Annotated in this window: 21 protein-coding genes and 1 pseudogene; 8 read left to right on the top strand and 14 right to left on the bottom strand. The window is 71.6% G+C overall.

The window, feature by feature from the left end; genetic code table 11:
- Positions 1-5 precede the first annotated feature (5 nt).
- Positions 6-3,242, top strand: a complete 3,237-nt coding sequence (locus tag LB823_RS04660) for an arabinosyltransferase domain-containing protein (protein WP_224645599.1) — start codon at positions 6-8, stop codon at positions 3,240-3,242.
- 33 nt (positions 3,243-3,275) lie between these two features.
- Here the strand turns inward: LB823_RS04660 and LB823_RS04655 are convergent, their stop codons facing one another.
- From LB823_RS04655 to LB823_RS04640, 4 genes are all read right to left on the bottom strand, one after another.
- Positions 3,276-4,769 carry a carboxylesterase/lipase family protein gene (locus tag LB823_RS04655; protein WP_224645598.1) on the bottom strand — a complete coding sequence of 498 codons (1,494 nt, stop codon included), beginning with the start codon at positions 4,767-4,769 and terminating at the stop codon, positions 3,276-3,278.
- A gap of 10 nt (positions 4,770-4,779) precedes the next feature.
- A complete protein-coding gene (locus tag LB823_RS04650) occupies positions 4,780-6,546 on the bottom strand; it encodes a BCCT family transporter (protein WP_224645597.1) in 1,767 nt (588 codons plus the stop codon).
- 123 nt (positions 6,547-6,669) lie between these two features.
- Positions 6,670-7,350, bottom strand: coding sequence for a TIGR00266 family protein (locus LB823_RS04645; protein ID WP_224645596.1), 681 nt, complete (start codon positions 7,348-7,350; stop codon positions 6,670-6,672).
- Between the two features lie 24 nt (positions 7,351-7,374).
- Entirely contained in the window at positions 7,375-8,319 is a 945-nt protein-coding gene (locus LB823_RS04640; RefSeq protein ID WP_255602950.1) for an acyl-ACP desaturase, read from the bottom strand.
- Between the two features lie 195 nt (positions 8,320-8,514).
- Between LB823_RS04640 and LB823_RS04635 the strand changes: the two genes are divergently transcribed.
- Positions 8,515-9,162 carry a response regulator transcription factor gene (locus tag LB823_RS04635; protein ID WP_224645595.1) on the top strand — a complete coding sequence of 216 codons (648 nt, stop codon included), beginning with the start codon at positions 8,515-8,517 and terminating at the stop codon, positions 9,160-9,162.
- A 5-nt stretch (positions 9,163-9,167) separates the two neighbouring features.
- Here the strand turns inward: LB823_RS04635 and LB823_RS04630 are convergent, their stop codons facing one another.
- Positions 9,168-9,416, bottom strand: coding sequence for a hypothetical protein (locus LB823_RS04630; RefSeq protein WP_224645594.1), 249 nt, complete (start codon positions 9,414-9,416; stop codon positions 9,168-9,170).
- An 83-nt stretch (positions 9,417-9,499) separates the two neighbouring features.
- On the opposite strand from LB823_RS04630, the gene LB823_RS04625 reads away from it, so the two are divergent.
- Complete coding sequence (locus tag LB823_RS04625) at positions 9,500-10,651, top strand: GAF domain-containing protein (RefSeq protein ID WP_224645593.1); 1,152 nt, start codon at positions 9,500-9,502, stop codon at positions 10,649-10,651.
- On the opposite strand, the gene LB823_RS04620 is transcribed toward LB823_RS04625, so the two are convergent.
- The 6 genes and pseudogenes from LB823_RS04620 to LB823_RS04595 all read right to left on the bottom strand — a co-directional run bounded on the left by LB823_RS04620 (position 10,648) and on the right by LB823_RS04595 (position 15,188).
- Positions 10,648-10,998 carry a rhodanese-like domain-containing protein gene (locus tag LB823_RS04620; RefSeq protein WP_224645679.1) on the bottom strand — a complete coding sequence of 117 codons (351 nt, stop codon included), beginning with the start codon at positions 10,996-10,998 and terminating at the stop codon, positions 10,648-10,650. The two genes, LB823_RS04625 and LB823_RS04620, sit on opposite strands and share 4 nt — an antisense overlap.
- A gap of 30 nt (positions 10,999-11,028) precedes the next feature.
- A pseudogene (locus LB823_RS04615) lies at positions 11,029-11,526 on the bottom strand (cysteine dioxygenase); the annotation flags it as partial.
- A gap of 71 nt (positions 11,527-11,597) precedes the next feature.
- The gene (locus LB823_RS04610) at positions 11,598-12,584 is read right to left on the bottom strand and encodes a glycine betaine ABC transporter substrate-binding protein (RefSeq protein ID WP_224645592.1); all 987 of its coding nucleotides are present in this window, start codon (positions 12,582-12,584) and stop codon (positions 11,598-11,600) included.
- Positions 12,581-13,378, bottom strand: a complete 798-nt coding sequence (locus LB823_RS04605; RefSeq protein WP_374201272.1) for an ABC transporter permease — start codon at positions 13,376-13,378, stop codon at positions 12,581-12,583. Before LB823_RS04605 ends, LB823_RS04610 begins: the two co-directional genes overlap by 4 nt.
- A complete protein-coding gene (locus LB823_RS04600) occupies positions 13,375-14,547 on the bottom strand; it encodes an ABC transporter ATP-binding protein (protein WP_224645591.1) in 1,173 nt (390 codons plus the stop codon). The genes LB823_RS04605 and LB823_RS04600 overlap by 4 nt, the downstream gene beginning before the upstream one ends.
- A complete protein-coding gene (locus LB823_RS04595; RefSeq protein ID WP_224645590.1) occupies positions 14,544-15,188 on the bottom strand; it encodes an ABC transporter permease in 645 nt (214 codons plus the stop codon). Before LB823_RS04595 ends, LB823_RS04600 begins: the two co-directional genes overlap by 4 nt.
- A gap of 219 nt (positions 15,189-15,407) precedes the next feature.
- On the opposite strand from LB823_RS04595, the gene helR reads away from it, so the two are divergent.
- Complete coding sequence (gene helR, locus LB823_RS04590) at positions 15,408-17,588, top strand: RNA polymerase recycling motor ATPase HelR (RefSeq protein WP_224645589.1); 2,181 nt, start codon at positions 15,408-15,410, stop codon at positions 17,586-17,588.
- A gap of 18 nt (positions 17,589-17,606) precedes the next feature.
- Here helR and LB823_RS04585 read toward each other — a convergent pair whose 3' ends face one another.
- Positions 17,607-18,221, bottom strand: coding sequence for a DUF1345 domain-containing protein (locus LB823_RS04585; RefSeq protein WP_224645588.1), 615 nt, complete (start codon positions 18,219-18,221; stop codon positions 17,607-17,609).
- Positions 18,222-18,269: 48 nt separating this feature from the next.
- Between LB823_RS04585 and LB823_RS04580 the strand changes: the two genes are divergently transcribed.
- A complete protein-coding gene (locus LB823_RS04580) occupies positions 18,270-18,863 on the top strand; it encodes a TetR/AcrR family transcriptional regulator (RefSeq protein ID WP_224645587.1) in 594 nt (197 codons plus the stop codon).
- A gap of 14 nt (positions 18,864-18,877) precedes the next feature.
- Here the strand turns inward: LB823_RS04580 and LB823_RS04575 are convergent, their stop codons facing one another.
- Together LB823_RS04575 and LB823_RS04570 are read right to left on the bottom strand one after the other, a co-directional pair.
- Entirely contained in the window at positions 18,878-20,041 is a 1,164-nt protein-coding gene (locus tag LB823_RS04575) for a hypothetical protein (protein WP_224645586.1), read from the bottom strand.
- Positions 20,042-20,221: 180 nt separating this feature from the next.
- A complete protein-coding gene (locus LB823_RS04570) occupies positions 20,222-20,872 on the bottom strand; it encodes a TetR/AcrR family transcriptional regulator (RefSeq protein ID WP_224645585.1) in 651 nt (216 codons plus the stop codon).
- Positions 20,873-21,085: 213 nt separating this feature from the next.
- Between LB823_RS04570 and LB823_RS04565 the strand changes: the two genes are divergently transcribed.
- Genes LB823_RS04565 through LB823_RS04555 form a run of 3 tightly spaced genes read left to right on the top strand, consistent with a single transcriptional unit; the run spans position 21,086 to position 24,514 of the window.
- A complete protein-coding gene (locus LB823_RS04565; protein WP_224645584.1) occupies positions 21,086-21,880 on the top strand; it encodes an SDR family NAD(P)-dependent oxidoreductase in 795 nt (264 codons plus the stop codon).
- 25 nt (positions 21,881-21,905) lie between these two features.
- Complete coding sequence (locus LB823_RS04560; protein ID WP_224645677.1) at positions 21,906-23,036, top strand: DUF5938 domain-containing protein; 1,131 nt, start codon at positions 21,906-21,908, stop codon at positions 23,034-23,036.
- Positions 23,033-24,514, top strand: coding sequence for a class I adenylate-forming enzyme family protein (locus tag LB823_RS04555; protein ID WP_224645583.1), 1,482 nt, complete (start codon positions 23,033-23,035; stop codon positions 24,512-24,514). Before LB823_RS04560 ends, LB823_RS04555 begins: the two co-directional genes overlap by 4 nt.
- Positions 24,515-24,526 lie beyond the last annotated feature (12 nt).

The following is a 24,526-nucleotide window of genomic DNA, read 5'->3' as shown; positions in this document are numbered from 1 at the left end:
CGATGATGAGCAGCGAGAACTCGACCGCACCCGCGACGGTGCCGCCGGAGCAGCGCTACGGGAAGTGGCGGATCGTCGCCGCCGTCGCGGGCGTGGTGGGCTTCGTGCTGGCGATCCTCACCCCGTTCCTGCCGGTCAAGGAGACGACGACCGCGGTGCACTGGCCCCAGAACGGCCGGATCTCCAACGTCGAACTCCCGTTGGTCTCGTACACGCCGGTCCGGCTGGACGTCTCGCTCCCCTGCGCCCTGGTGAACGAGTTGCCGGCAGCCGGCGGCACGCTCCTGCGCACGCTTCCTGCCGATGGACCGCGACCGGGCCTGCAGGGCCTGGTGATCCGGGCCGACGCCAAGAACGTCATCATCGCCGACCGCGACGTCGCGCTGGCGACCGCGAGCCGGGCCGACGTCGCACGGGCGGGTGCCGGGTGTGCGATCCGCTTCGTCTCGACTCCGGAGTCGACGAGCGCCTCGTTCACCGGGGTCACGGCCTCCGACCCGGCGGCGAACCAGCTCTCGGTCAGCGTCAACGACCCCAACCTGCGGCCGCAGATCGCCGGCTTCTACACGGACATCCCCGCGAGCGTCCCGACCACAGGAATCGCCGTCTCGACTCAGGTCGACACCCGCTTCAACACCACGCCGTCGACGATCAAGCTGATCGCGATCATCGTCGGCATCGCCGCCACCATCCTGGCGTTGGTCGCGCTGGGCTTCCTTGACCTGCGGGACGGCCGCGGCCACATCCGCTTCATGCCCCAGGGCTGGCTGCGCCCGCGGCCGGTCGACTTCACCGTGATCGGAATCCTCGGGCTCTGGTGGCTGATCGGCCCGAACACGTCCGACGACGGCTACCAGCTCACGATGGCCACGCAGACGAAGTACAGCGGCTATCTGATCAACTACTTCCGCAGCTTCGGCGTGCCGGAGAACCCGGTCGGCTGGAACGACTACATCTTCACTGCGATCTCGCACTTCACGACGGCGGCGCCCGCGATGCGCCTGCCCGCGTTGGTCTTCGGACTCCTGACCTGGCTCGTGATCTCGCGCGAGATGATTCCCCGGCTGGGGCGCGCGGTGCGCAACAACCCCGCCGCGCTGTGGGCCGGCGCGGGCGGCTTCCTGCTGCTCTGGCTGCCGCTCAACAACGGGCTGCGTCCCGAGCCCGCGGTGGTCTTCTTCTCCCTGCTGACCTGGGTCTCGGTGGAGCGAACCATCGCGACCGGTCGACTGCTGCCGCTCGCGATCGCCGTCCCGTGCGCCGCGCTCTGCGTGGGCGCCGCGCCCGGCGGACTCGTCGCCGTGGCCGCCCTGCTCGCCGCGTCGCGCCAGATCATCACGCGCATCGTCAAGCGCCGGGGGCGCGACGGGCTGCTGCCCATGCTCGCGCCGATCCTGGCCGCGGGCATGGCCTACCTGTTCTACGCCTTCTACACGCCGACTTTCGCTTCGCTCCGCGAGGCGATCACGGTCAAGGGCGTCACCGGGCCCACGCTGGACTGGTACGAGGAGAGCGTCCGGTACTACTACCTGATGCTCGAGACCGAAGACGGCTCGATGGTTCGCCGCATCGGCATCCTCACCTCGTTCCTCTGTGTGCTCACGGTGCTCATGATCATGTTGCGGCGGAAGCGCCCGGCGGGCATCTCCGCGGGCCCCGTGTGGCGGCTCATGGCGGTCTTCTTCGCCACCATCGTGCTGCTGGCGTGGACGCCCACCAAATGGACCCACCACCTCAGTCTCTTCGCCGGCTACGCCGCGGGCATCGCCGCGGTGGCGGCCACACTCACGATGGCGCCGATGATGCGCTCGAAACGCAACCGCGTCTTCTTCGCCGCCGCAGCGCTGTTCGTCGTCGCGATCTCCTTCGCGGCCCGCGTCGGCTACTACTGGGTCGGCACCTACGGCATCCCGTGGAACACCATGCCGCCGCAGCTGTTCGGCGTGAAACTGTCCTGGGTGTTCTTCGGTGCTGCCGTCGTGACCACGCTGTACGGCCTGTGGCTGCACTACCGCCGCGACTACGCGCCGGAGCCCACCAAGCCCGGATCTCGGACCCTCCCGACGCTGGCGATCATCACCGTGATCCTGGCCCTGTTCGACGTCGCGACCATGGCCAAGGGCGCGTACGTCCAACGCGGCAGCTTCTCCTGGACCGCGTCGAACGTCCGTGCGCTGCAGGGCGACATCTGCTCGATGGCGGACTACGCACTGATGGAGACCGACCCCAACGCGGGGCTGCTGCGGCCCGCGCCGCGGCCCGACGGTTCCGTGCCGAGCGCGGCGCAGGCGCTCGCCGGGAAGTCGACGGGCTTCTCCCCCACCGGCATCCCCGGCTGGCTCTCACCGACGAAGTCCAACCCCGGGCACAACAACGACGTCACCAACGTCGACCAGCCGGAGGTGGTGGGTGGCAAGCGCAACCCGGACCCGAAGAAAGACGGCGTGCCACTGCCGTTCGGCCTGAACCCGGAGACCACACCGGTGCTCGGGTCCTCCGGCGCCACCGGGCTGGCGAACCTCACCACCGACTGGTACGCGCTCGGCGCGGTCACGGATCGCACTCCCCTGGTGACGCTGTCGGTCGCGGGACCCATCGCGGCCAAGGGGAACAACGACGTCGCACGAGACGGCCGGACCCTGTTCCTCGAGGCCGGGCACCGGTCCGAGAACGGCGCGGTACAGCCGCTGGGCCGGATGGTCCCGCTCGACGCGTGGACCAACAACAACTGGCGCAACCTGCGCTTCCCGACGGCCGACCTGCCCCGCGGCACGAACACGGTGCGCGTGGTGATCGACGACAAGGTGCCCTCACCGGACCCCGTCGTGGTCACGCCGCCGCGGATGACGGAGATGAAGACGCTGCAGGAGTTCCTGGGCACCGACACCCCTGTCGCGCTGGACTTCATGGTGGCCTTCGCCTTCCCGTGCCAGCACCAGGTGCGCGCCGTCAACGGCGTATTCGAGCGACCCGAGTACCGCATCACGCCGGACTTCGGTGCAACCTCGACCACGTCCGCCACCTGGCAGGGCTGGAAGACGGGCGGCCCGCTGGGCGTCACCGACGCGCTGTACCACGAGCAGATCGTGCCCACCTATCTCACGGGCAAGTGGGCGATCGACTGGGGCACTCTCATCCGATTCACCCCGTGGACCGCGGCCGAACCGGCGCAGCTGGAGCTCGGCACCACGACCCGCACGGGCTGGTACACGCCGGGTCCGATGCGCTCCGCGCCGTACTGATCGGCGCCGGCGCACCGGCCGGGGTCAGTACAGCTAGCGCACTCCGTCCCAGAGGGCGCGGAGTTCCGGTGCGGGATCGACGACGGTGCCGCCCTCCCCGCCGAACACCCGCACAGTGCGGGCGGGGAGGTAGGGCGCCCAGCCCGGGTCCTCGCCGCGGGTGAAACGCACCCAGGCGCCGTGGGTCTCGTCGGCGACGGCCTGTGAGGGGTCCGGCCCGGTCAGGTTGGTGACCCCGTCGGCGTGGAGGTTGTCGAAGGTGAAGGCGAGCTCGACGGCGTGGCAAGCGCCGAGGCGGCCGCCGAGCGCGGTGGACGGCTCGTCGAAGCGGTAGAAGAAGGTCTCCGCCGGCGCGTCCGCGCGGGCCTCGGCGATCCGCACTGCGGGGATGCCGAAGAACCAGTCGGCCATGATGCGGCAGAACAGGTCCCCGGGCGACGCGGCGGGCTCGGTCGCCCGGTACGCGGCGACCGCGGCAGCCGGGTCGGGCAGGCCGTACTTCGCGGCGGTGGGCGCGAGCGCCTCCTCGGGAAGCAGGTCGATCAGCCCGCCGGGAACGATGAAGAAGCGGGCCTCGTCGGCGTTGGCGCCCACCAGGACCCGTACGCCGGCGCCGGAGCCGGCGCGGATCGCGTCGATCGGCAGCTGCGGCAGGACGTCGCCGTCGATCACCGGCTCGAAGATCATCACGTTCCGCGAAAGCTCGCCCCACGCGGCGGGGTCCGGGTTCGCCTGGATCTCGGCGTCGAGGGCCGTCGTGGCGTCGACGAGGGCGGCGGGTTCGACCGTCGCGAAGCCCTCACGGCTGGGTTCCACGCCGAGTCGCTCGGCGAGGGCGCGGGTGACCTTCTGCGCGGTCTCCCGGGTGATCGCGTGGTGGCCCGCGCCGCTCTGCAGCACGGCCTGGGCGAACAGGCCCTGTGCGAGGGGCGATCCGAGCAGCGAGCCGACGCTCATCCCGCCGGCGGACTCGCCCGCGACGGTGACCCGCGCCGGGTCGCCGCCGAAGCCGGCGATGTTGTCGCGCACCCATTCCAGCGCCATGATCTGATCGCGCAGGCCGAGATTGGTGTGCTCATCGCCGGTGTCGAGGAAGCCGAGCGCGCCCAGCCGGTAGTTGATGGTCACGCACACGACGCCGTCGCGGGCGAAGGCGGCGCCGTCGTAGTAGCCGCTGCGGCCGCTGCCGTTGCGGAAGGCGCCGCCGTGGATCCACACGAAGACCGGCAGCCCGTCGGCGCCCTCGGGCGCCCAGACGTTGAGGTTGAGGCATTCGGCGCCGGGGAAGTCCGGCTCGGCCGTGAGGATCTCGGCGACGGGGCCCTGGTAGCCGGGCTTGGGCACCGTCGGGCCGAAGGCGGAGGCGTCGCGCTCGCCCTCCCACGGCGCGGGCGGCGCGGCGGGCAGGAGCCGGCCGGCACCGTCGAGCGGGGCTGCGTAGGGCAGGCCCAGGAAGCGGGCCACACCCTGCTCGACGGTGCCGCGGACGCGGCCGGAACGGGTCTCGGCGGTGACGGAGGAGGTCATGCCTCCCTGTCTACCGGGAGGCGTCGTCCTTCGGATCGATTTCGATCGGCCCGGAGTGATCGGCGTCGTAGACCTCGACGGTGACCAGCTCGCCGGTGTGCGGCGGGTGGTAGAGGTCCTCCGGGACCTCGCCGTCGGAGTACACGGGCAGGTCGTCCGAGGGCAGCACGTCGGTGCTGTCGTCGGTCACCGCGAGCGTGTTGGCGTGCCAGCGCATCCGCTCGCCGAGCTCGTCGCGGTGCGCCCGCTCCGCCACGATCAGCGGATCGTGCCAGAGGTCCATCATCAGGCCCACGCACATCCCGACCATCACCACGAGGAAGGGCGCCGCCGCGATGATCGCCATCTGTTTGATGCCGGTCAGCGCATCGTCGCCGCTCACCCAGAGCAGTAGCGCCGCAACGGTACCGGTGAGCACGCCCCAGAAGATCGTGATCATCCGGTTCGGTTCCTCGGCCCCGCGCTGCGACAGCGTGCCCATCACGATGGACGCGGAGTCGGCGCCGGAGACGAAGAAGATCCCGACGAGGAGCACCACCAGGAAGGCGGTGATGGTCGGCCACGGCAGGTTGCCGAGGACGTCGAAGAGCATGACCTCCTCGTTCTCCGCCTTGCTGATGCCGAGGCCCGCCTGCTCCTGGTTGATCGCGGTGCCGCCGAAGACGGCGAACCAGACCAACGAGACCAGGGTGGGCACGGCCATGACGCCGATCACGAACTCGCGAATGGTGCGGCCGCGCGAGATCTTCGCGAGGAACAGGCCCACGAACGGCGTCCAGCTGACCCACCAGGCCCAGTAGAAGATGGTCCACGAGGCCAGCCACTTGCCGGCCTCCGGCTCGTTGGCGGCGGACCGGGCCGACATGTCCATGAAGTCGGCCGCGTACGCGCCCATCGACGTGGGCAGCAGGTTCAGGATGAACACGGTGGGGCCGACCACGAAGACGAAGACCGCCAGCACCAGCGCGAGCACCATGTTGGTGTTCGAGAGCCACTGGATGCCCTTGGCGACGCCCGAGACCGCCGAGGCCACGAAGGCCAGCGTCAGGATGGCGATGATGGCCACGAGCAGCAGCTTGCTGGAACCGTCCTCGGCCCAGCCGAGCCGCTCCAGGCCGGCGCCGACCTGCGCGGCGCCGAGGCCGAGCGAGGCGGTGGTGCCGAACAGCGTGGCGAAGATGGCCAGGATGTCGATGATCCGGCCGCCGACGCCGTGCCCGCCGGTGCGATTGAAGATCGGCGCGAAGACCGAGCTGATCAGCTGGCTGCGACCGCACCGGTAGGTGCTGTACGCGATCGCGAGGCCGACCACGGCGTAGATCGCCCACGGGTGGAAGCCCCAGTGGAACATGGTGGTCGCCATCGCGACGGCCACGTCGTGGCCGTTCATACCGGGAGGCGCGCCGACGAAGTGGTAGATCGGCTCGGCGGCGCCGAAGAACATCAGGCCGATGCCCATGCCCGCGCTGAACATCATCGCGATCCACGAGACGGTCTTGAACTCGGGCTTCTCACCGTCGCGTCCCAGCGGGATGCGACCGAATCGGGAGAAGGCGAGGAAAGCTGCGAAAAGGACGAAGAAGCTGGCTGAGATCAGGAACAGCCAACCCAAATCGGTGATGATCCAATTGAGGACATCGGAGGTCGTTTTCTTCAACCCGTCCGAATCCAGGAAACCCCAGAGGACGAACGCCAGAACCGCGGCGGCCGTCACACCGAAAACGACCCAGTCGGTCGTCCGGCGATGGTCTCCTGTCGTATTAGTTACAGTAGCCATGATCCCACTAGATCACAGTGGACATGGCACCGGTCAAATCTCCGGTGAAGTCCCACAGGCCCTGACGCGGCGAACTACACTGCCCGACCTGGGCGTTCGTACGCCGGAGAAACCTTCCGACGTCTAACCGGACGGGACGACCGACCGCACCCAGCCCTCGAGGCCGCGCGGATTCCGGGTCTGCAGCAGCACCCGCCCCGGGCCGGTGAACTCGAAGACCATGCCCTCGCCGGACTTCATCGACTGGATCCACTTCCCCTGCACGGCGCGCCGCATGGTGAACTGCATGTTGAGGTCGTAGGCCACGACGTGCCCGGTGTCGATGACCACCTGCTCGCCCGGCCGCAGGTCGATCACGTCGATGGCGCCGTAGCAGGCGACGAGCACCTCGCCCTGGCCCGCGGCCTGCAGGCCGAACGCGCCCTCGCCGCCGAAGAAGGTCTTCGCGCCGCCGAACTGGGTGGTGGTCTGCACGCCGTGGGAGCTCGCGAGCCACCCGCCGCGGGTCACGTAGTAGGGCCGGTCCGGCTGGATCTGCAGGACGGCGATGTCGCCGGGCAGCGTGCCCGCGATGTCGACCCAGCCGCCCTGCGGCGGCGCGGTGAAGGTGGAGACGAAGAACGACTCGCCGGAGAGCAGGCTGCGCTTGAGGCCCTGCATGATGCCGCCCTGCGACTGCGACTGGAGGTTCATCCCCGCGGAGTGCGCCACCATCGCGCCCGACTCCACGGTCATCGGCTCGTTGGGCGCCAGCTGGCAGCGGGCCATGGAGAACGACGGGTTGTGACGGAGCTGTACCTGCATGCCGTCGAATCTAGCCGAATCCGGTCACCCCGCGACACGCTCCCGGCGGCGGGCGTCCCGCTCGAGTGCGCGGTCGCGCGCGGCCTCGAACCTCCGCGCCCGGACGTCCAGCTCGTCGACGAAGTCGCCGATCAGGTCGCGCAGCCGCGCGGCCTCGCCGGTGAGGTCGGTGCGCTCGAGGAGCCGCCAATGGCGCAGCACCGGCACGACCACGGCGTCGCGGTGCTGGCGCAGGTCGTAGATGCCGCTCTTCGCCATGAGCACGGCGTCGCGCCGGAAGTGCGGGAGCGCGGCACCGGGCATCTGGAAGTTGGTGAGCACGGCGTGGATCGCGGCGAGGGCCTGCGCCGGCGCGACCTCGATCGCGGCGCCGAGGATGTTGCGGTAGAAGAGCATGTGCAGGTTCTCGTCGGCGGCGACCCGGGCGAGCATCCGGTCGGCGACGGGATCGTCGCAGACCGCGGCGGTGTTGCGATGGCTGATCCGCGTCGCGAGCTCCTGGAAGGTCACGTAGCTCACCGACAGCAGCATCGAGTTCATCCCCGGCGCGAAGCCGTGCTGCATCTGCGTCATCCGCAGGCCCTCGAGTTCGACGGGATCGACCCCGCGGGTCACGGTGAGGTAGTCGCGCAGCACGATCGAGTGCCGCGCCTCCTCCGCCGTCCAGCGGTGCACCCAGTAGCCCCAGGCACCGTCGAGGGTGAAGTTCTCGGCGATCTCGCGGTGGTAGCTCGGGAGGTTGTCCTCGGTGAGCAGATTCATCACCAGCGACGCCCGGGCGACGGGCGACAGCGCGGAGTCGCTCTCCCGGAAGTCCTCGCCCCCGAGCGCGGCGAAATCGCGGCCGCGGCTCCACGGCACGTAGTCGTGCGGGTGCCAGTCGACCGCCTGCCGGAGGTGCCGGTCGACCTCCCGCTCGGCCGTCTCCGAGAGCTCGTACAGCAGTTCCAGGTCGGTCAGATCACTCATGATTCCCAGCCTGGCCCGCCGCGGCCGGCACGGGCAGGGGCGATGGTCCCCGACGGCGTCCCGCATCCCGGCCCGGCGGTGCGTCACCGCAGGTGGGGACGTGCGTACCGGGCGGGCCGGGACGTATGTCCCGTCCTCGCCCGGCGACGGTCCGCCGAGGAGGGCCCACGCCCCGTACGGGCCTACGCTGAAGGCATGTCCTCGGTATTCCTGGTCGACGACCACGAGATCGTCCGGCGCGGCCTGGCCGACCTCCTCGCCTCCGACGGCAGCCACACCGTGGTGGGCGAGGCGTCGACGGTCCGCGAGGCCCTCGCCCGCATCCCCGCCGTGCGCCCGGACGTCGCGGTGGTCGACGTGCGCCTGCCCGACGGCTCGGGCATCGACCTCGTCCGCACGCTCCGCGACCAGCTGCCCGACCTGCCCTGCCTCGTGCTCACCTCGTACTCCGACGACGAGGCCCTGCTCGAGGCGATCACCGCGGGCGCACAGGGCTACGTGCTCAAGCAGATCCGCGGGACCGAGCTGGTATCGGCGATCCGCACCGTCGCGGCCGGCGGCTCCCTCCTCGACTCCGCCAGCACCGCCCGGGTGCTGCAGCGCATCCGCCGGGGCCAGGAGGCGCCGCCGGCACCGACGGGCCTGACCGGGCAGGAGGAGGCGGTGCTCGAGCTGCTCGCCGAAGGGCTCACCAACAAGCAGATCGCGGAGCGGATGTTCCTGGCGGAGAAGACCGTCCGTAACCACGTGACCGGCATCCTGGCGAAGCTCGGCGTCGAGAACCGGGTGCAGGCGGCCCTGCGCGCGGCGCAATGGCGCGACGCGGGCGGGGTCCGCCGATGACCGGCTCAGGCCAGCGCCGCGCGGGCCTGGCGCCACGCGTCGACCGCGGGGGTGCCGCGCTGCACCGCGCGCTCCGCGAGCAGCCGGCCCAGGAGCCGGCACACCAGGTACTCCCAATCCAGGTCGTCGAGGGCCGCGGTCGTGCGCACCTCGTTCCAGCGGGCGAGGCGGCCGGTGTAGGCGGCCTCGGCGAGGTCCACGACGAGGGCGCGCACGTCGGACCGGTCCAGCGGGTCGATGTCGATTCCGTTCACGCCGCCCAGCGTGGCGGCCGGATGAGCTCCGCGCCAGGGACGTTCGTCCCGACGGTGCTCCCCCGTCCAGGGGGAGCGGTCCGGTGACGGCGGAGCACGGGCCGGACGCCGACCTGCAGGACATCCTCAGCGCGGTGATGGTCGTGGCCCAGGGACTGGACCTGCCCGCGACGGTGCGCCGCATCGTCACCTCCGCGATGGCACTGGTGGACGCCCGGTACGGCGCCGTGGGCGTGAGCAGTGACGACGGCTCGCTGGAGGAGTTCATCTACGTCGGCGTGGACGCGGAGACGGCGGCGCTGATCGGCGATCCCCCGTGCGGCCGCGGCCTGCTGGGGTACCTCCTCGAGGTGCAGCAGCCCGTCCGGATCGCGGAGCTCTCCGAGCACCCGTCCTCGGTCGGCTTCCCGCCGAATCACCCCCCGATGCACAGCTTCCTGGGCGCGCCGATCATCGTCGGCGGGAACCTGTTCGGGTGCATCTACCTGGCGGAGAAGGCCGACGGTGTCGCCTTCACGGCCGGCGACGCGAAGGCGATCGAGATCTTCGCCGCTGCCACGGCGGTCGCCATCGACAACGCCCAGATGCACGCGGAGACGCTGCGCCAGCAGCAGCGTCTCGGCGAGCTGCAGGTCATCGAGGAGCGCGAGCGGATCGGGCGCGACCTGCACGACCACGTGATCCAGCGGATCTTCGCCGCCGGCCTCGGGCTGCAGGTGGCGCGCTCCGCCGCGGCGGACGAGCCCGTCCGCGAGCGGCTCGACGCCGCGATCGGTGAGCTCGACCGCACGATCGCCGACATCCGCTCGACGATCTTCGAGCTCTCGACCGACGGGAGCGGGCTCCGGAGCCGGCTCGTGCGCGCGGTACGGGCCGTCGCGCACGGCGGCGGGACGGCCGTCGACGTCGGCTTCTCCGGCCCGGTGGAGAGCGCCGTGGCCGACGACGGCCTCGCCCGTGATCTCGAGGCCGTGGTGACGGAGAGCGTCTCCAACGCGATCCGCCACTCGGGCGGCACCCGCGTCGCGGTCACGGTGATCGCGAGCGGCGACGCGGTCACCGTGGAGGTCGCCGACGACGGGACGGGCATCCCCGACGGTGGCCGACGCAGCGGGCTGCGGAACCTCGCCACCCGCGCGGAGCTGCGGGGCGGCACCGTCGACCTGCTGCCGGCGGACGCGACGGCGGAGCGGCCCGGCACCGTCGTGCGGTGGTCGGTTCCGCGGGACTCCTAACCGGCGGAGGGCACCGCCGTGAGCGCCTTGTACCCACCCGCGAGGTCCGTGGCGCGGTGCAGCCCGATGTCGCGCAGGGCGGCGGCCGCCAGGGAGCTGGCGTAGCCCTCCGAGCACAGCACGATCCACCGCACGTCCCAGCCCGTGGCCTCGGGGATCCGGGCGTCGGACGTCGGATCGAGCCGCCATTCGAGCACGTTCCGCTCGATGATCAGGGCTCCGTCGACCTCGCCCTCGACGGCGCGCTGCGCCGCGGGACGGGTGTCGATCAGGACGGCGCCGGCGTCCAGCTCGGCACGCAGGTCGGCGGCCTCGACCCGGTCGATGCGGTCCCGCGCGCCGGCCAACAGCCCGTCGACCCCGCGCCCGCCTGTGGGGCCCTCGGGTTCGTCGGTCAGCTCGCTGCGCACGCGGCGCAGCCTGCCGACCGGCGTCACCTCGTAGTACGACATCGCGGTGAGCGGCGGGGAGTAGGCGTGCACGGAGAGGGTGGGCGTGGCCGCCTCGCCCGTCGCCGCGTCGTGGGCGTCGGCGTGCCGGGTCACGTCGTGCACCCAGCCGCGGTCGAACGACGCCTGCCCGCCGGCGTCGATCCGCCGCTCCCGCAGGGCCTCCCCGTCCCAGCTGCGCTCCGCGAGCGCGCCCGAGACCACGGTGAGCGCGCCCAGCGAGCCGGCGTGGTCGTGCAGCTCCGTCGAGCGCTCGGGCACCCAGCTGATGAGCCAGACGTCCACGTCGTCGTCGCCCCACAGGCGGGTCGACCACCGCTCGCCCGCCGGCCAGTCGGTGGGGATCACGCGGTCGTACTCGCCGGCACACACCTTCGCGGCCTCGGTCGCGGTGAGCGCCAGCAGGTCCGGTGCGATATCGGTCATGCGGTTCAGTGTCGGACGGGGCACCCGCGGGGTGAACCCTTCCGCTCACCGCGACCGAAAGCCGCGGGCCCTCAGCGGACGAGCCCCACCTTCTTGAGCCAGGTGGCGGCCACGTCGGCGGGATCGCGGCCCTCGATGTCGATCTGCCCGTTGAGCTCCTGCATCGTCTCGTTGGTCAGCAGGCGGCTCACCTTGGCCAGCACGTCCTTGATGGCGGGGTACTTCGCCAGCGCGTCCGTCCGGACCTCCGGCACGCCGTCGTAGGGCAGGAAGAACTTCCGGTCATCCTCCAACAACTGCAGCCCGAGCTTGCGAATGCGGCCGTCGGTGGCGTAGACGTCGCCCGCGAGGCAGGTGTTGCCGGAGATCGCGGAGTAGATCACGCCCGCGTCCATCGTCGTGATCGTGTTCGCCGGCGTGCCGCTGCCGAGCGGCACCTCGTACTTGTCCAAGAGGCGCCCCAGTCCGTCGGGGCGCGACTGGAACTCGGGGTCGACGCAGAGGGAGCGCTGCGCGGGCGGCAGCCGGAACAACTCGCTCAGCGTGTTCAGCTTCAGCTGCGCCTTCTGCGCCGGGGTCACCGCGAAGGCGTAGGTGTTGTTGAACGGGGCCGGGGTGAGGACCTCGATCCCGTTGGCCCGCTCCGCGTCGCGGACGCGGGTCCACAGCGCGGTGGAGTCGCTGATCGTCTCGGTCTGCCCGAGGTAGCTGACCCAGATGGTGCCGGTGTACTCCCACGAGACGTCGGCGGCGCCGCTCGTCATCGCCTGCCGGGAGGACATCGAGCCCGGCGCGTTGGTGAGGTCGGTGATCTCGGCGCCCGCGGCCTGCAGGATCGTCGTGCTGATCTTGCCGAGCAGGATGCCCTCGGAGAAGGATTTCGACGTCACCGAGATCTTCGCGCCCGCCAGCGGGGTCTGGCCGTCCGCGGACTCGGCGTGCACGAAGTGGCCCGACGAACTCTCGAGCCCGCAGCCTGCGAGCACGAGCGACAGTGCCGCCACCACGGGCAGCAGTGCGCGCCGCACGCGCACCCGCCCGGTCCCGCGCGCCGTCATGCGGTCACCCCGCGCAGGCCGCGCGGCGCCAGCAGGTACTCGGCGAGCCGGGCCAGCCAGTCGATGCCGAGCGCGAGCAGCGCGACCAGCAGCGCGCCCGAGAAGAGCAGGGCCGGCAAGTACAGGGTGACGCCGGTGGTGATGAGCACGCCCAGTCCGCCGGCGCCGATGAAGGTGCCGAGGGTGGCGGTGCCGACGAGGATGACCAGCGCCGTGCGCACACCGTGCAGGACCACCGGAACCGACAGCGGCAGCTCGACCCGGATCAACGTCTGGAAGGCCGAGAAACCCTGGCCTCTTGCCGCTTCGATGACACGGTCGTCCACCTGCCGCAGGCCGGTCACGGTGTTCTGCAGGATCGGCAGCACCGCGTAGACGACGAGCGCGGCGACGGCGGTGCCGAAGCCGGTACCGAACCACATGGCGAACAGCACGACCATGCCCAGCACGGGCGCGGCCTGGCCGACGTTGGCGAGGGCGACGATCACCGGCGCGATGCGCGCGAACCGCTTGCGCGTCGCCAGGATCCCCAGCGGGATCGCGATGAGCACCACCAGCACGGCGGAGACCACGGTCAGCTGGATGTGTTCCCACACCGAACCGCCGAGCTCGGACCACTGCAGCTGCACCGCCTCGGTCTCCGAGAAGTCCTGGCTCGCGTGCCAGATCAGATAGCCGACGAAGCCGACCACGACGAGCAACGGTTCGAGGATCAGGTCGATCGGCACACCGCCCGCGAATCGCGGCGTGGGCCCGACGCGCGCCTCCTTGGACGCGTTCGCCGCGGCGGTCACGACGGGGCCGCCCGGTAGGTGTCGGCGGCCTGTTCCGGGTTGGCGATGGCCTGCCGCTCCCGGATCCGCTGCGCGACCTGTTCGATGGTGAGCGCGCCGATCACCTTGCCGCGCTGCGTGACCAGCACGCCGCCCTGGCTGGCGGCCAGCATCACGTCGAGCGCGTCCGCGAGGGTCGCGGTGCGCTCGGCGACGGGCAGCCGCTGGTCGACGTAGGTCGAGACGACGGGCTTGCTCAGCACCTCGGAGACGGAGGGCCAGGCGCGCGGCCGGTCGTCCTCGTCGACCACGACGACCCAGCTGAGCTTCGCCTCCTTGGCCCGCGCGGCCACCTCCTCCGACGGGTCGCCGGGGCGGGCGAGTACGACGGGGGCGCTGGGGATCTCGCCGAGGGAGCTGAGCGAGAGGTGCTTGAGGGTGGCGCCCGAGCCGACGAACTCCTCCACGAAGGCGTTGGCCGGCGCCGTCAGGATCTCCTCGGGCGTGCCGAACTGCTCGATCTGGCCGCCCTCGGAGAGGATCAGCACCCGGTCGCCCAGCTTGATCGCCTCGTCGACGTCGTGCGTGACGATCACGATGGTCTTGTGCAGCTCCTCCTGGATCGCGAGGAGCTGGTCCTGCAGCCGCACGCGGGTGATGGGGTCGACGGCGCCGAAGGGCTCGTCCATGAGCAGGACCGGCGGATCGGCGGCGAGCGCGCGGGCGACGCCGACGCGCTGCTGCTGGCCGCCGGACATCTCCTTGGGGAACCGGCCGCGGAAGACGTCCGGGTCCAGCCCGACCAGTTCCAGCAGCTCGGTGACCCGGGCGCGGGTGCGGGCCTTGTCCCAGCCGAGCAGGCCCGGCACGGCGCCGATGTTCTTCTCGACGGTCCAGTGCGGGAACAGGCCACCGGCCTGGACCACGTAGCCGATGCCCTGCCGCAGGCCGTCGGCGTCCGCCTTGGTGACGTCCGTCCCGCCGATGAGCACCCGCCCCGAGGTCGGCTCGATCAGCCGGTTGATCATCTTCAGCGTGGTGGTCTTCCCGCAGCCGGAGGGACCGACGATGGCGACGGTCTCGCCCGCTTCGATGACGATGGACAGCTCCTTGACCGCCGGCTTCTCCTGCCCGCGGTAGCGCTTGATCACCTTCTCCAGCTCGATGGCAACGCCCGTGGTTTGACTCATCGCAGTCCCTTCGAGACGGTGAAGCGGCCCAGGAGCACCAGCAGACCGTCGAGTACGAGCGCGACGGCCACCACGAGAACGGTGCCCACCAACGCGGATTCGAGTGCACCGGCGCCGCCGAGGCGGGCGAGGCCGGAGAAGATCAGGGAGCCGAGGCCCGGCCCGAGCACGTAGGCGACGACCGTCGCGACGCCGACCACGAGCTGGGTGCTGACCCGGATCCCGGTGAGGATCACGGGCCACGCGTTCGGCAGTTCGACGGTGGCCAGCACCCGCCAGCGGGGCATGCCCAGGCCGCGGGCCGCCTCGACCAGCGCCGGCGGCACCGCCTGCAGCCCGACGATCGCGCTGGTGAGGATCGGCAGCGTGGCGTAGAAGGCCAGCATCGTGACCGACGGGGTGACGCCCAGCCCGAACACGATGAGCAGCAGCGCGAGCAGGGCGAGGGACGGCACCGTCATACCGACGGAGGCGACGGCGGTGGCGAACGCGGCCCCCGCGCGCGAGCGGTACACCAGCGCCGCGATGACCAGCGCGATCACCGCTCCCAGCACCACGCATTGGATCACCAGCGAGGCGTGTTGATAGGTGAGGAAGCCGAGCTGACCCCCACGACCGTCGAGGAATCTTCGGAGGTCCACGGATCCGAACCTACAGACGATGGAGGGTTCGCGCGCGATTCGCGCCAGAGTGGGCCGAACCGGGAATGGACGGAGAAGGCGTGCGGCGAAGCGGGAGCGGACACACGGCACCCCGAAGTCTTTCCCCTTCTAACTTATAACGCACCCCGGGCCTTGCCGCAAGGCCCCGTGGAGGGCGCATACTCGCTGGCCGGATCCGATTTCTGTCGAGGTGGGTGCATGTCTGAATACGAGAACGAGCTGACATCGGAGCGCGAGTACGTGGCGGGGTTGTACGCGCGATTGGACGCCGAACGGGACCGGGCGCGGCGACGCTACACGGACGCCCTGCGCGACCACGAGGGCCGGGCGGTGGACCGGGAGGGCGACGTGATGACCTCCGCGCGGGAGGTGCGGCGGCTGAGCGTCGCCGAGGAGGGGCTGGCCTTCGGCCGGCTCGACGGGGAGCCGGGCGGCACCGTCGGGACGAGGTACGTCGGGCGGCTGGGCCTGTTCGACGACGAGGACGGCGAGGAGGAGTTGCTGCTGGACTGGCGGGCCCCGGCGTCGCGGCCGTTCTACACCGCGACGGGCGCGCACCCGGAGGGCGTGCACCGGCGGCGGCAGTTCCTCAGCGAGGGCCGCGCGCTGACCGCGTTCACCGACGAGATGCTGGGCCGCCCGGGCGCCGACGCCCGCGGCGACGCGGCGCTGCTGGCTGCGGTGAACGCGCCGCGCGGCGAGGGGATGCGCGACATCGTCGCGACCATCCAGGCCGATCAGGACCGGATCATCCGCTCCGACAATCCGGGCGTCACCGTGATCGAGGGCGGCCCCGGCACCGGCAAGACGGTGGTGGCGCTGCACCGGGTGGCGTACCTGCTGTACACGCAGCGGGCGCGGTTCGAGCGGCACGGCGTGCTGGTGGTGGGCCCGAACACGTCCTTCCTGCGGCACATCGGGCGGGTGCTGCCCTCGCTCGGCGAATCCGACGTGGTGTTCGCGACCCCGGCGACGCTCTACCCGGGCGTCACGACCCGCGCGGAGGACACGCCCGCAGTCGCGCGGATCAAGGGCGCGGCCGCGATGGCGGACGTGCTCGCCGCCGCGGTCGCGGACTTCTCCACCCTGCCGGAGACGCCCGTCTCCATCGGGCTCGGCGACGCCACGGTGCGGATCGAGGCCGACGTGGTCGGCTGGGCCCGGGACGAGGCGCGCGACAGCGGGCAGCCGCACAACCAGGCGCGCACCGTCTTCCTCGACGTGCTGACCTGGGCGATCACCGAGCGGGCGCTGGGCCGGATCGGGAAGCAGTGGCTGCGCCGCGAGGACACGCGGGCGTGGGAGGAGATGCGGGCCGGCATGCTCGCCGACCTCGCGGCGGACGGGACGTTCCGGCGCACCGTCGACCGGCTGTGGCCCGTGCTCTCCCCCGAGGCGCTGCTCGCGGACCTGCTGAGCTCGCCCGAGCGGCTGGCCGCGGCGGGCGCGGACCCGTCGCTGCTGCGATCCGACGGTGCCGCCTGGACCGTCACGGACGTGCCGCTGCTGGACGAGCTCGCGGAGCTGCTCGGCCCGCACGAGGTCCCGGACGACTCCGCGGCGCGGGCCGCGCGCGAGCAGGCGGAGTTCGCGGAGGGCGTGCTGGATTCGCTGGTGTCGCGGGCGGATTCGATGGACGACGAGGACCACCTCTTCGCCACCGACCTGCTCTACGCCGACGACCTGGCCGAACGCTTCGAGGAGCGCGATACTCGTGATCTCGTGGACCGCGCTGCGGCCGACCGCACCTGGGTGTACCGGCATGTGGTGGTCGACGAGGCGCAGGAGCTCTCGGCGATGGACTGGCGGGTGCTGATGCGCCGCTGCCCGTCCCGCTCGTTCACGGTGGTCGGCGACCTCACGCAGCGCAGCGCGCCCGCGGGCGCCCGTTCGTGGGCGGAGATGCTGGATCCGTACGTCGCGGGCCGATGGGCGTACACCGCGCTCACGGTGAACTACCGCACCCCGTCGGAGATCATGGCGGTGGCGGCGGACGTGCTGGCGGAGTTCGCGCCCGGCACCGTGCCGCCGGAGTCGGTGCGCGCCTCCGGGGTCCGGCCGTGGGCGCGGCGGGTGACCGGCGACGGTCTCGCCGGGGCGATCGAGCAGTTCGTCCGGGACGAGGCCGGGCGGGAGGGCACGTCCGTCGTCATCGGGCCCGACGGTACGCCGGGCGCGGTCCCGCCCTCGGAGACGAAGGGGCTCGAGTTCGACGCGGTGCTGGTGGTGGACCCCGAGGCGATCCTCGCCGACGGCGAGCGCGGCGCGGCGGAGCTCTACGTGGCGCTCACCCGCGCCACGCAGCGCCTCGGCGTCCTGCACCGCGCGCCGTTGCCGGCGTGCCTGTCCGGGCTCGGGAGCCCCGTCGCCGCGTCCTGACGCCGGGGCGCGACGGGCTCAGCCTCCGCTCTTGATCCAGTCCAGCGCGATCGCCACGACGGCCGCGTTGAAGAAGAAGCTGAGCACGCTGTGCACGATCACCAGCCGCCGCGTGGAACGCCGGGTGACGGTGACGTCCGAGACCGCGAAGGACGTGCCGATCGTGATGGAGAAGTAGACGAACTCGGTGAGCTGCGGGCGCTCGCAGTCCGGGAACTGCAGGCCGCCGGCGGAGAAGTAGTCGCGGGCGTAGATCTGGGCGAACGCGGTGTGCAGGAGCAGCCAGGAGAGGAGGACCGTGGCCGCGGCGACGGGCTGGAGCACGGGATCCGGCTCGTCGCCGCGGGTGGCGATCATGAGCAGGCCGCCCACCAGGCCGGAGCCGCTGACCACCGCCGCGAACAGCGTGGTCTGCCAGCGCGGCGCCGACATCAGGTCCGGATCGTCCTCGCCCGCGGGGATCCGGCGGCGCAGCAGGAACCAGCCGGCCACCACGTAGGCGACGGCCGCCACGTTCCACACGATGAGCAGGGGCACGGCGGAACTGCCGAACACCAGCACCGCGGCGAGCCACGCCAGGCCCAGCAGCGTGAGCACCGTTTCGAGCAGGGGGACCAGTACCGAGCGTCGCATGCGCTCAGCTTTCCACGGCACCCCGCGCCCGGCGGATACCATCGCCGCATGCCCCCCGCCCGCTCGAGCCCGTCGCGCTACGTGCAGCTGCGCTTCCTCGAGGCGGGGCTGGCGGTCCTGGCCGAGCGGGGGCACGCGGCGCTGAAGCTGGCCGCGGTGTGCGAGCAGGCCGGATCGTCGACCGGCAGCTTCTACCACGCGTATCCGAGCTGGCCGGAGTTCACGTCGGCGCTGATCACGTACTGGCGGCAGACCAAGAGCGACCGGCTGATCGAGGCCGCCCGCCAGGTACCGGACGCCTACGACCGGCTGATGTCGCTCACGCACGTCGGCCTGACGCTGCCGCACGCCACCGAGGCCGCGATCCGGGTGTGGGCGGCGCACGATCCGGAGGTGGCGCGGCACCAGGCCGAGGTCGACCTCGAACGGCGCGATGTGATCGCGGAGACCTACACCGAGGTGATCGGCGACCGTGAGCTCGCCGAGAAGTACGCCACCACCGCGCTGTACCTGCTGGTGGGCTACGAGAGCGGCACCCTGCAATCGCTCGAGACCCTGGCCTTCGCCTTCCGCACCTTCACCGACGGTGCGCTCGGCTCGGCCCTCGACGATCCCGAACCGGGCGGTCCGGCAACCCGCTGACCGCGCGCGCCCGCTCAGTTCTCGCGGGAGAACTGCACCGGGAGCCAGGGGTCGGTGTGGGCGGAGTCGGGCCGCGCGAACCCGTGGCTCGGAGTGGGGATCTCACTGATCGCCCGCGCGAGATCGGCGAGGGGTGCCGCCGTCTGCGGCGGCGCGGGCGCCGGGCGCGGCCGCCCGAACCCCGCGAGGGAAAGGATCGCCCCGGCGGCACCGGCCGCGCAGAGCGACCACGCCCAGCGCGTGCCCGGATCGACCGGGGAGGCGACGAGCGCGGGCGTCTCCGAGCCGTTGTCCACCGACTCGCGGAGCTTCGCCTGTACCAGCGCGAGCTGCGCGTCGATCGACCGCAGTGCGACGTCCAGCTGCCGGAGACCGGTCGAGAGGTTCGTCGTCGCGGCCAGCGCCTGGGGTCGCGCCTTCTCGATCGTCGCGAGCCCGTCGCGCAGTGACCGCGCGGCGATGCGCGCCCGGCCCAGCGACGTCGACGAGGACGACGCCGCCTGCGTCAGCGATGTCAGCGAGGTGGCGAGGCCGTCCGCGGCGCCCAGCGCCGACAGTCCGTCCGTCGCTGCGATGAGCTGGTCCAGCTGCGCGACGGTCGCCGCCGCATCCGGGGTCGGCTGCGCCACGAGTCGCGTGCGCAGCTGCACCGCGTTGGTGCGGATCGAGACCGCCATCCCGGAGAGGCTCTGCAGCTCTCCGATGGTCCCGGACCACGACTTCGCCGACGCGGACACCTGGTCCAGGGCCGCCGACGCCGTCGCGGTCTCCGCGAGGCCCGCGGCCACCTCATCGGCGTCGGCTCGGGCCGTCGTCACGCTGTCGAAGACCTGCGGAACTCCCGCCATCGCGGTCGACATCCCGGCCGTCGACGTGGTGACCGCGTTGGACAGCAGGGTGAACATGGTGCGGGAGTCGTCCGCCGCCTTGAGCGCGATCCGCGCCGGGTCCGTGGGCGGTGCGACGGAGGCGGACGGTCCCGGAGCGGTGGCGACCGTCGGCTGACGAGGCGTCTGCGGGACCGGCTCCTGCGCCGGCGTTCCGCCGAGCGCGTACACCGCACCACCCGCCGTCATCGCCCCGAAGACGGCGAGCATTCCGGACCCGGCGGCGGCGCGGGCCAGCCGTCCGGCGAAGTGACTCGCGCCACCTCGGGAACGCGCACTTGGATTGATCACAACGCGATGGTAGCCAGAAGTCGGCGGCCGAGCCGGGTCTGATCTCGGGCTAACGAAGTTGATACATCACACCGAAAAATGCTGCGCGCCTTGACCTGCCGTTCCAGGTCGCAGGTATGCTCGGCCGCCCCGGGGAGCTGTTGTTCGGCGCCCGTCGCCGGGTTCGCGGTCGGGCCACGTTCAGCCGGCCGGTCGGACGACGAGGGCGTCGAGCAGGGCGAAGACCTGCGCGGTGAGCACGGTGGCGGCGGTCTCATCGCCGAGGACCCGGCGGCGGACGGCACGCTCGAAGGGGCCGTCGAGCGCGGCGTAGGTGCCGGCGGCATCGAGGAGCGGCGCGCCGCCCGCGAGTTCGGCGTAGCGGCTCACGACCCGCCAGATCATCGCCTCGAGAGAGCCGTCGATCTCGCGGACGTCGTCGGTGAGCGCCGCCTCGAACATGGCCTGCGAGCGCAGGTCGTACCAGAGCTTGTGGGTCGGGAGGTCGTGCTCCATCGTCGCGGCGAGCCGCTCCGCGAACCGGGTCCGCAGCCCGGGCGCGTCGTTGTCGGCGCGGAGGACGTCGTCGTAGGAGGCGATGCACTCGGCCTTGTAGAGGTGGACGCAATGCGCGATCAGCTCGAGCCGGTCGGCGAAGTAGTAGTGCAGCACGCCGTGGCTGTACTCGGAGTTCGCGGCGATCTCGCGGAGGCTGGTGCGCGCGTAGCCGAGCTCGGAGAGCGTCTTGAGCGCCGCGCGGGCCAGCTCGTCGCGCTTGGCCGCGACCTTCGTGGCGTGCTTGGTGGCGCCCACGGCGGCGGGCGCGGTCGCCTGCGCGATCACCTCGGTCACCCGCGCTCCCTTCCTCGCGGCCGACGGGGCGGAGGGCCCGGTCGGCATCGTCCCAGGATAACCCCTGTGTCGCGGGCGGTGGCCACACCCCGGGCGAAAAGTCTTGACGAACGTCCAACATTTTTCTTGACAGTCGTCTAGATTCTGAGATGTGATGGCCGCCACAGGGCGGGCCGCACCGGAGTCCGATCCATCTCGATCAAGGGAGTAGTCGTGAGCGCATTCGATCTGACCGGCCGGCGGGTCCTGGTCACCGGCGGGGCACAGGGGCTCGGCGAGGGCATGGCCCGCGCGTTGGCCGCCGCGGGCGCCCGAGTCATGCTGGGCGACCTGCAGGCGGACCGCGCCGTCGCCGTCGCGAAGGAACTGGGCGACGGGAGCGGATCGGTCCACCTCGACGTCACCTCGGAGGAGAGCTGGGCCGCCGCCATCGACGCCACCGTGGCCCGGCTCGGCGGGCTCGACGTGGTGGTCAACAACGCCGGCGTCGAGATCACGGGGCTGCTCACCGAGATCTCCGTCGAGGACGTGCGCCGCCAGCTCGACGTGAACGTGCTCGGCACCGCCCTCGGCCTCAAGCACGGGCTGCGGGCCCTGCGCCCCGGCGGCGCGGCCGGGGGCGGCGGAGCCATCATCAACGTCGCCTCGGTCGCGGCGACCATCGCCTTCCCCGGCATCGCGATCTACTCGGCCACGAAGTCGGCCATCGACCGGATGACGCGAGTCGCGGCCATGGAGGCCGGGAAGCTCGGCTACGGCGTGCGCGTGAACTGCATCTACCCGGGCCTCGTTCCCACCGAGATGGGCACCGGCCTCGCGGTCGACATGGCGAACATCGGCCTGTTCGGCTCTCCGGAGGAGGCCGTCGAGGCGGTCGTCGGCCTCACGCCCAGCGGCCGCCTCGGCGAGGTCCAGGACATGGCGGACGCGGTGGTCTTCCTCGCCTCCGACGCCTCCCGGTTCGTCAACGGGGCGGGGCTGCCCGTCGACGGCGGCATGGGCATGTAACGAAAACCTCTCAGGACGAAGGAGAATCATGAGCAACAAGCCGGTAGTGGTGTACGGGGCCTCGGGCTACACGGGCCGCCTCATCTGCGAGTACCTGCGCGAGTACAACGTGCCCTTCACCGCGGCGGGCCGCGACGAGGGCACACTGACCGACTCGATGAACGCGCACGTCGCGGGGATCGAGACGGCCGACTACGAGATCGTGGAGGTGAAGCACGACGTCGACTCCCTCACCGAGCTCTTCCGCGGCAGTTCCGTGGTGCTGAACACGGTGGGGCCCTTCATCAAGTTCGGCGACGCGGTGGTGGAGGCGGCGCTCAACGCGGGCGCGCACTACAGCGACACCACGGGCGAGCAGGACTGGCTGATCCACCTCGACGAGACCTTCCACGCGCGGTACGCGGAGGCCGGCCTACTCCTCGCGCCCGGCATCGCGCAGATGTACACGACGGGTGAGATCGCGGCCCAGATCGCCTTGGAAACACCGGGCCTCGACACCCTCGACATCGCCGTCTTCTGGGGCGGCAGCCCCACCATCGCCTCCACCCGCACGATCCTGGTCAACGCGGCGGGCGGCGACGCCTTCTACCTCGAGCAGAACCAGTACACCTCCTTCGACCCGATGCAGGGGCTGGTGCCGCTCGCGGTTCCCGGCCAGCACGAGCTGGCGCAGTCGCTGCCGTGGGGCGGCACCTCGCACCCGGTGTGGTTCAAGCGCGATCCGCGCGTCGCGAACTGCAAGGCGCAGGGCGGCGTCTTCAACGCGGCCCTGATGAACAACGTGCCCGTGATCGTGGCCGACGCGCTGGAGGCCACGAAGGACATGTCGCCCGAGGACCGCGCCGACGCCCTCGACGCCGTCGCCGCCCAAGTCATGAATTCGATGCCGCCGCGCGAGAATCCGCGCGTGAACAAGTCGCTGGACTCCGTCCACGCCTCCGGCCCGCTGGGCCGCGCGCACGTGGTGATCCACGGCAACAGCAACTACAAGCAGACGGGCCTGCTGCAGGCCTACGCCGCGTACTCGCTGCTGCAGCAGCCCCCGAAGCGCGTCGGCCTCGCCTCGGGGTGCCAGGCCTTCGGCCACCGCGAGCTCGAGGGCGTGCTGCGAACCTTCGGCCTCATCTCCGAGCCGATCGTCACGGTGCATCGATGACGGTGCGCGACCTGCCCGAGGTGCCCGCCCTCCCGGAGACCCGGGCGGCGCGGGCACCGGCGGCCCCCGCCCTCGCCGACGACCGGCTGGACCTGTCGAACGCCGAGTTCGCCGCGGCCGTCCGCACCGCGGCGATCCGGCTGGAGGAGTACGGGGTCTCCCGTGGCGATGTGGTGGGACTCCTCCTGCCCAATCGGGTCGAGCTGGTGGTCGCCCTGTTCGCCGCGTGGCGCCTCGGCGCAGCGGCCACCCCGATCAATCCCGCGCTCGCACCCCCCGAAATCGCCTACCAGGCCGCCGACGCCGGCGCCCGCGTGCTGGTGACGGAGGCCGACGCCGAGACCCCCGACGGCGTCGCCGCGGTCGCGTGCCACGAGCTCCTCGCCGTGTCCGACGGCGAGCCGGTGGAAGCCGTCGCCGTGCGGCCCTCCGATCTCGCACTGCTCATCTACACCGCGGGAACCACCGGGAAACCCAAGGGCGTCATGATCACCCACGGGAACATCGCGGCGATGACGGCCTCGTTCATCGAGCACTTCGCGTTCACCGAGCGCGATCACAGCCTGCTGGTGCTGCCGCTGTTCCACGCCAACGGCGTCGTGCTCGGCACGCTCAGCCCCCTGCGGGCCGGCGGGCGCGCGACGATCGTCGGCCGGTTCCGGCCGGAGGAGTTCTTCCCCGCGGTGGAGCGGCACCGTCCCACCTACTTCTCCGCTGTGCCCGCGATCTACGCGATGCTCACCGCGCTGCCGGAGGAGGTGCGCCCGGATTCGTCATCGCTCCGGTTCGGGATCTGCGGCGCCGCACCGATGCCCGTCGACCTCATCGAGCGGTTCGAGTCGCGTTTCGGGGTGCCGATCGTCGAGGGCTACGGGCTGTCGGAGACCACCACCGCGTCGGCGATCAACCCGCTCGACGGGCCGCGCAAGCCCGGCACCGTCGGGCCCGCGCTCCCGGGCCAGCGGATCCGCATCGTCGACGGTGCGCTCCGCGACGTCGCGCCTGGCGCGACCGGCGAGGTGCTCATCGCGGGCAAGGTGGTGATGGCCGGGTACCTGAACCGGCCCGATGCCACCGCCGAGACGATCGTCGACGGCTGGCTGCGCACCGGGGACGTCGGACTGCTCGACGAGGACGGCTACCTGCGGCTGGTGGATCGCGTGAAGGACATGGTGATCCGCGGCGGCGAGAACATCTATCCCAAGGAGATCGAGGCCCAGCTGTACCGGAACCCGCAGGTCTTCGAGGCCGCGGTGATCGGGCGGCCGCACGAGGTGCTCGGCGAGGTGCCCGTCGCCTACGTCTCGCTCCGCGACGGCGCGACGGTCACCGCCGGCGACCTGCTCGACGGCCTGCGCGGGGAGCTGGCGAAGGTGAAGGTCCCCGTCGACCTGATCCTGCTCGACGAGATACCGAAGAACCCCGTCGGGAAGATCGACAAACCCACGCTGCGGCAGCGGGACCGGGCACAGGCGTAGGGTTCGGGCGCG

The organism is Tsukamurella sp. M9C (genome assembly GCF_020169415.1).
Lineage (GTDB): Bacteria > Actinomycetota > Actinomycetes > Mycobacteriales > Mycobacteriaceae > Tsukamurella.
The sequence above is the reverse complement of the archived record's forward strand: the minus strand, read 5'-3'. Positions and strand labels throughout refer to the sequence as shown.

Excerpts from the sequence above, each read along its gene's own strand:
- LB823_RS04650 (WP_224645597.1), bottom strand. The coding sequence starts at position 6,546 with ATGGCTACTGTAACTAATACGACAGGAGACCATCGCCGGACGACCGAC.
- LB823_RS04580 (WP_224645587.1), top strand. The coding sequence starts at position 18,270 with ATGCCCCCCGCCCGCTCGAGCCCGTCGCGCTACGTGCAGCTGCGCTTC.
- LB823_RS04635 (WP_224645595.1), top strand. The coding sequence starts at position 8,515 with ATGTCCTCGGTATTCCTGGTCGACGACCACGAGATCGTCCGGCGCGGC.
- LB823_RS04640 (WP_255602950.1), bottom strand. The coding sequence starts at position 8,319 with ATGAGTGATCTGACCGACCTGGAACTGCTGTACGAGCTCTCGGAGACG.
- helR (WP_224645589.1), top strand. The coding sequence starts at position 15,408 with ATGTCTGAATACGAGAACGAGCTGACATCGGAGCGCGAGTACGTGGCG.
- LB823_RS04645 (WP_224645596.1), bottom strand. The coding sequence starts at position 7,350 with ATGCAGGTACAGCTCCGTCACAACCCGTCGTTCTCCATGGCCCGCTGC.
- LB823_RS04610 (WP_224645592.1), bottom strand. The coding sequence starts at position 12,584 with ATGACGGCGCGCGGGACCGGGCGGGTGCGCGTGCGGCGCGCACTGCTG.
- LB823_RS04585 (WP_224645588.1), bottom strand. The coding sequence starts at position 18,221 with ATGCGACGCTCGGTACTGGTCCCCCTGCTCGAAACGGTGCTCACGCTG.
- LB823_RS04600 (WP_224645591.1), bottom strand. The coding sequence starts at position 14,547 with ATGAGTCAAACCACGGGCGTTGCCATCGAGCTGGAGAAGGTGATCAAG.
- LB823_RS04660 (WP_224645599.1), top strand. The coding sequence starts at position 6 with ATGAGCAGCGAGAACTCGACCGCACCCGCGACGGTGCCGCCGGAGCAG.
- LB823_RS04555 (WP_224645583.1), top strand. The coding sequence starts at position 23,033 with ATGACGGTGCGCGACCTGCCCGAGGTGCCCGCCCTCCCGGAGACCCGG.
- LB823_RS04655 (WP_224645598.1), bottom strand. The coding sequence starts at position 4,769 with ATGACCTCCTCCGTCACCGCCGAGACCCGTTCCGGCCGCGTCCGCGGC.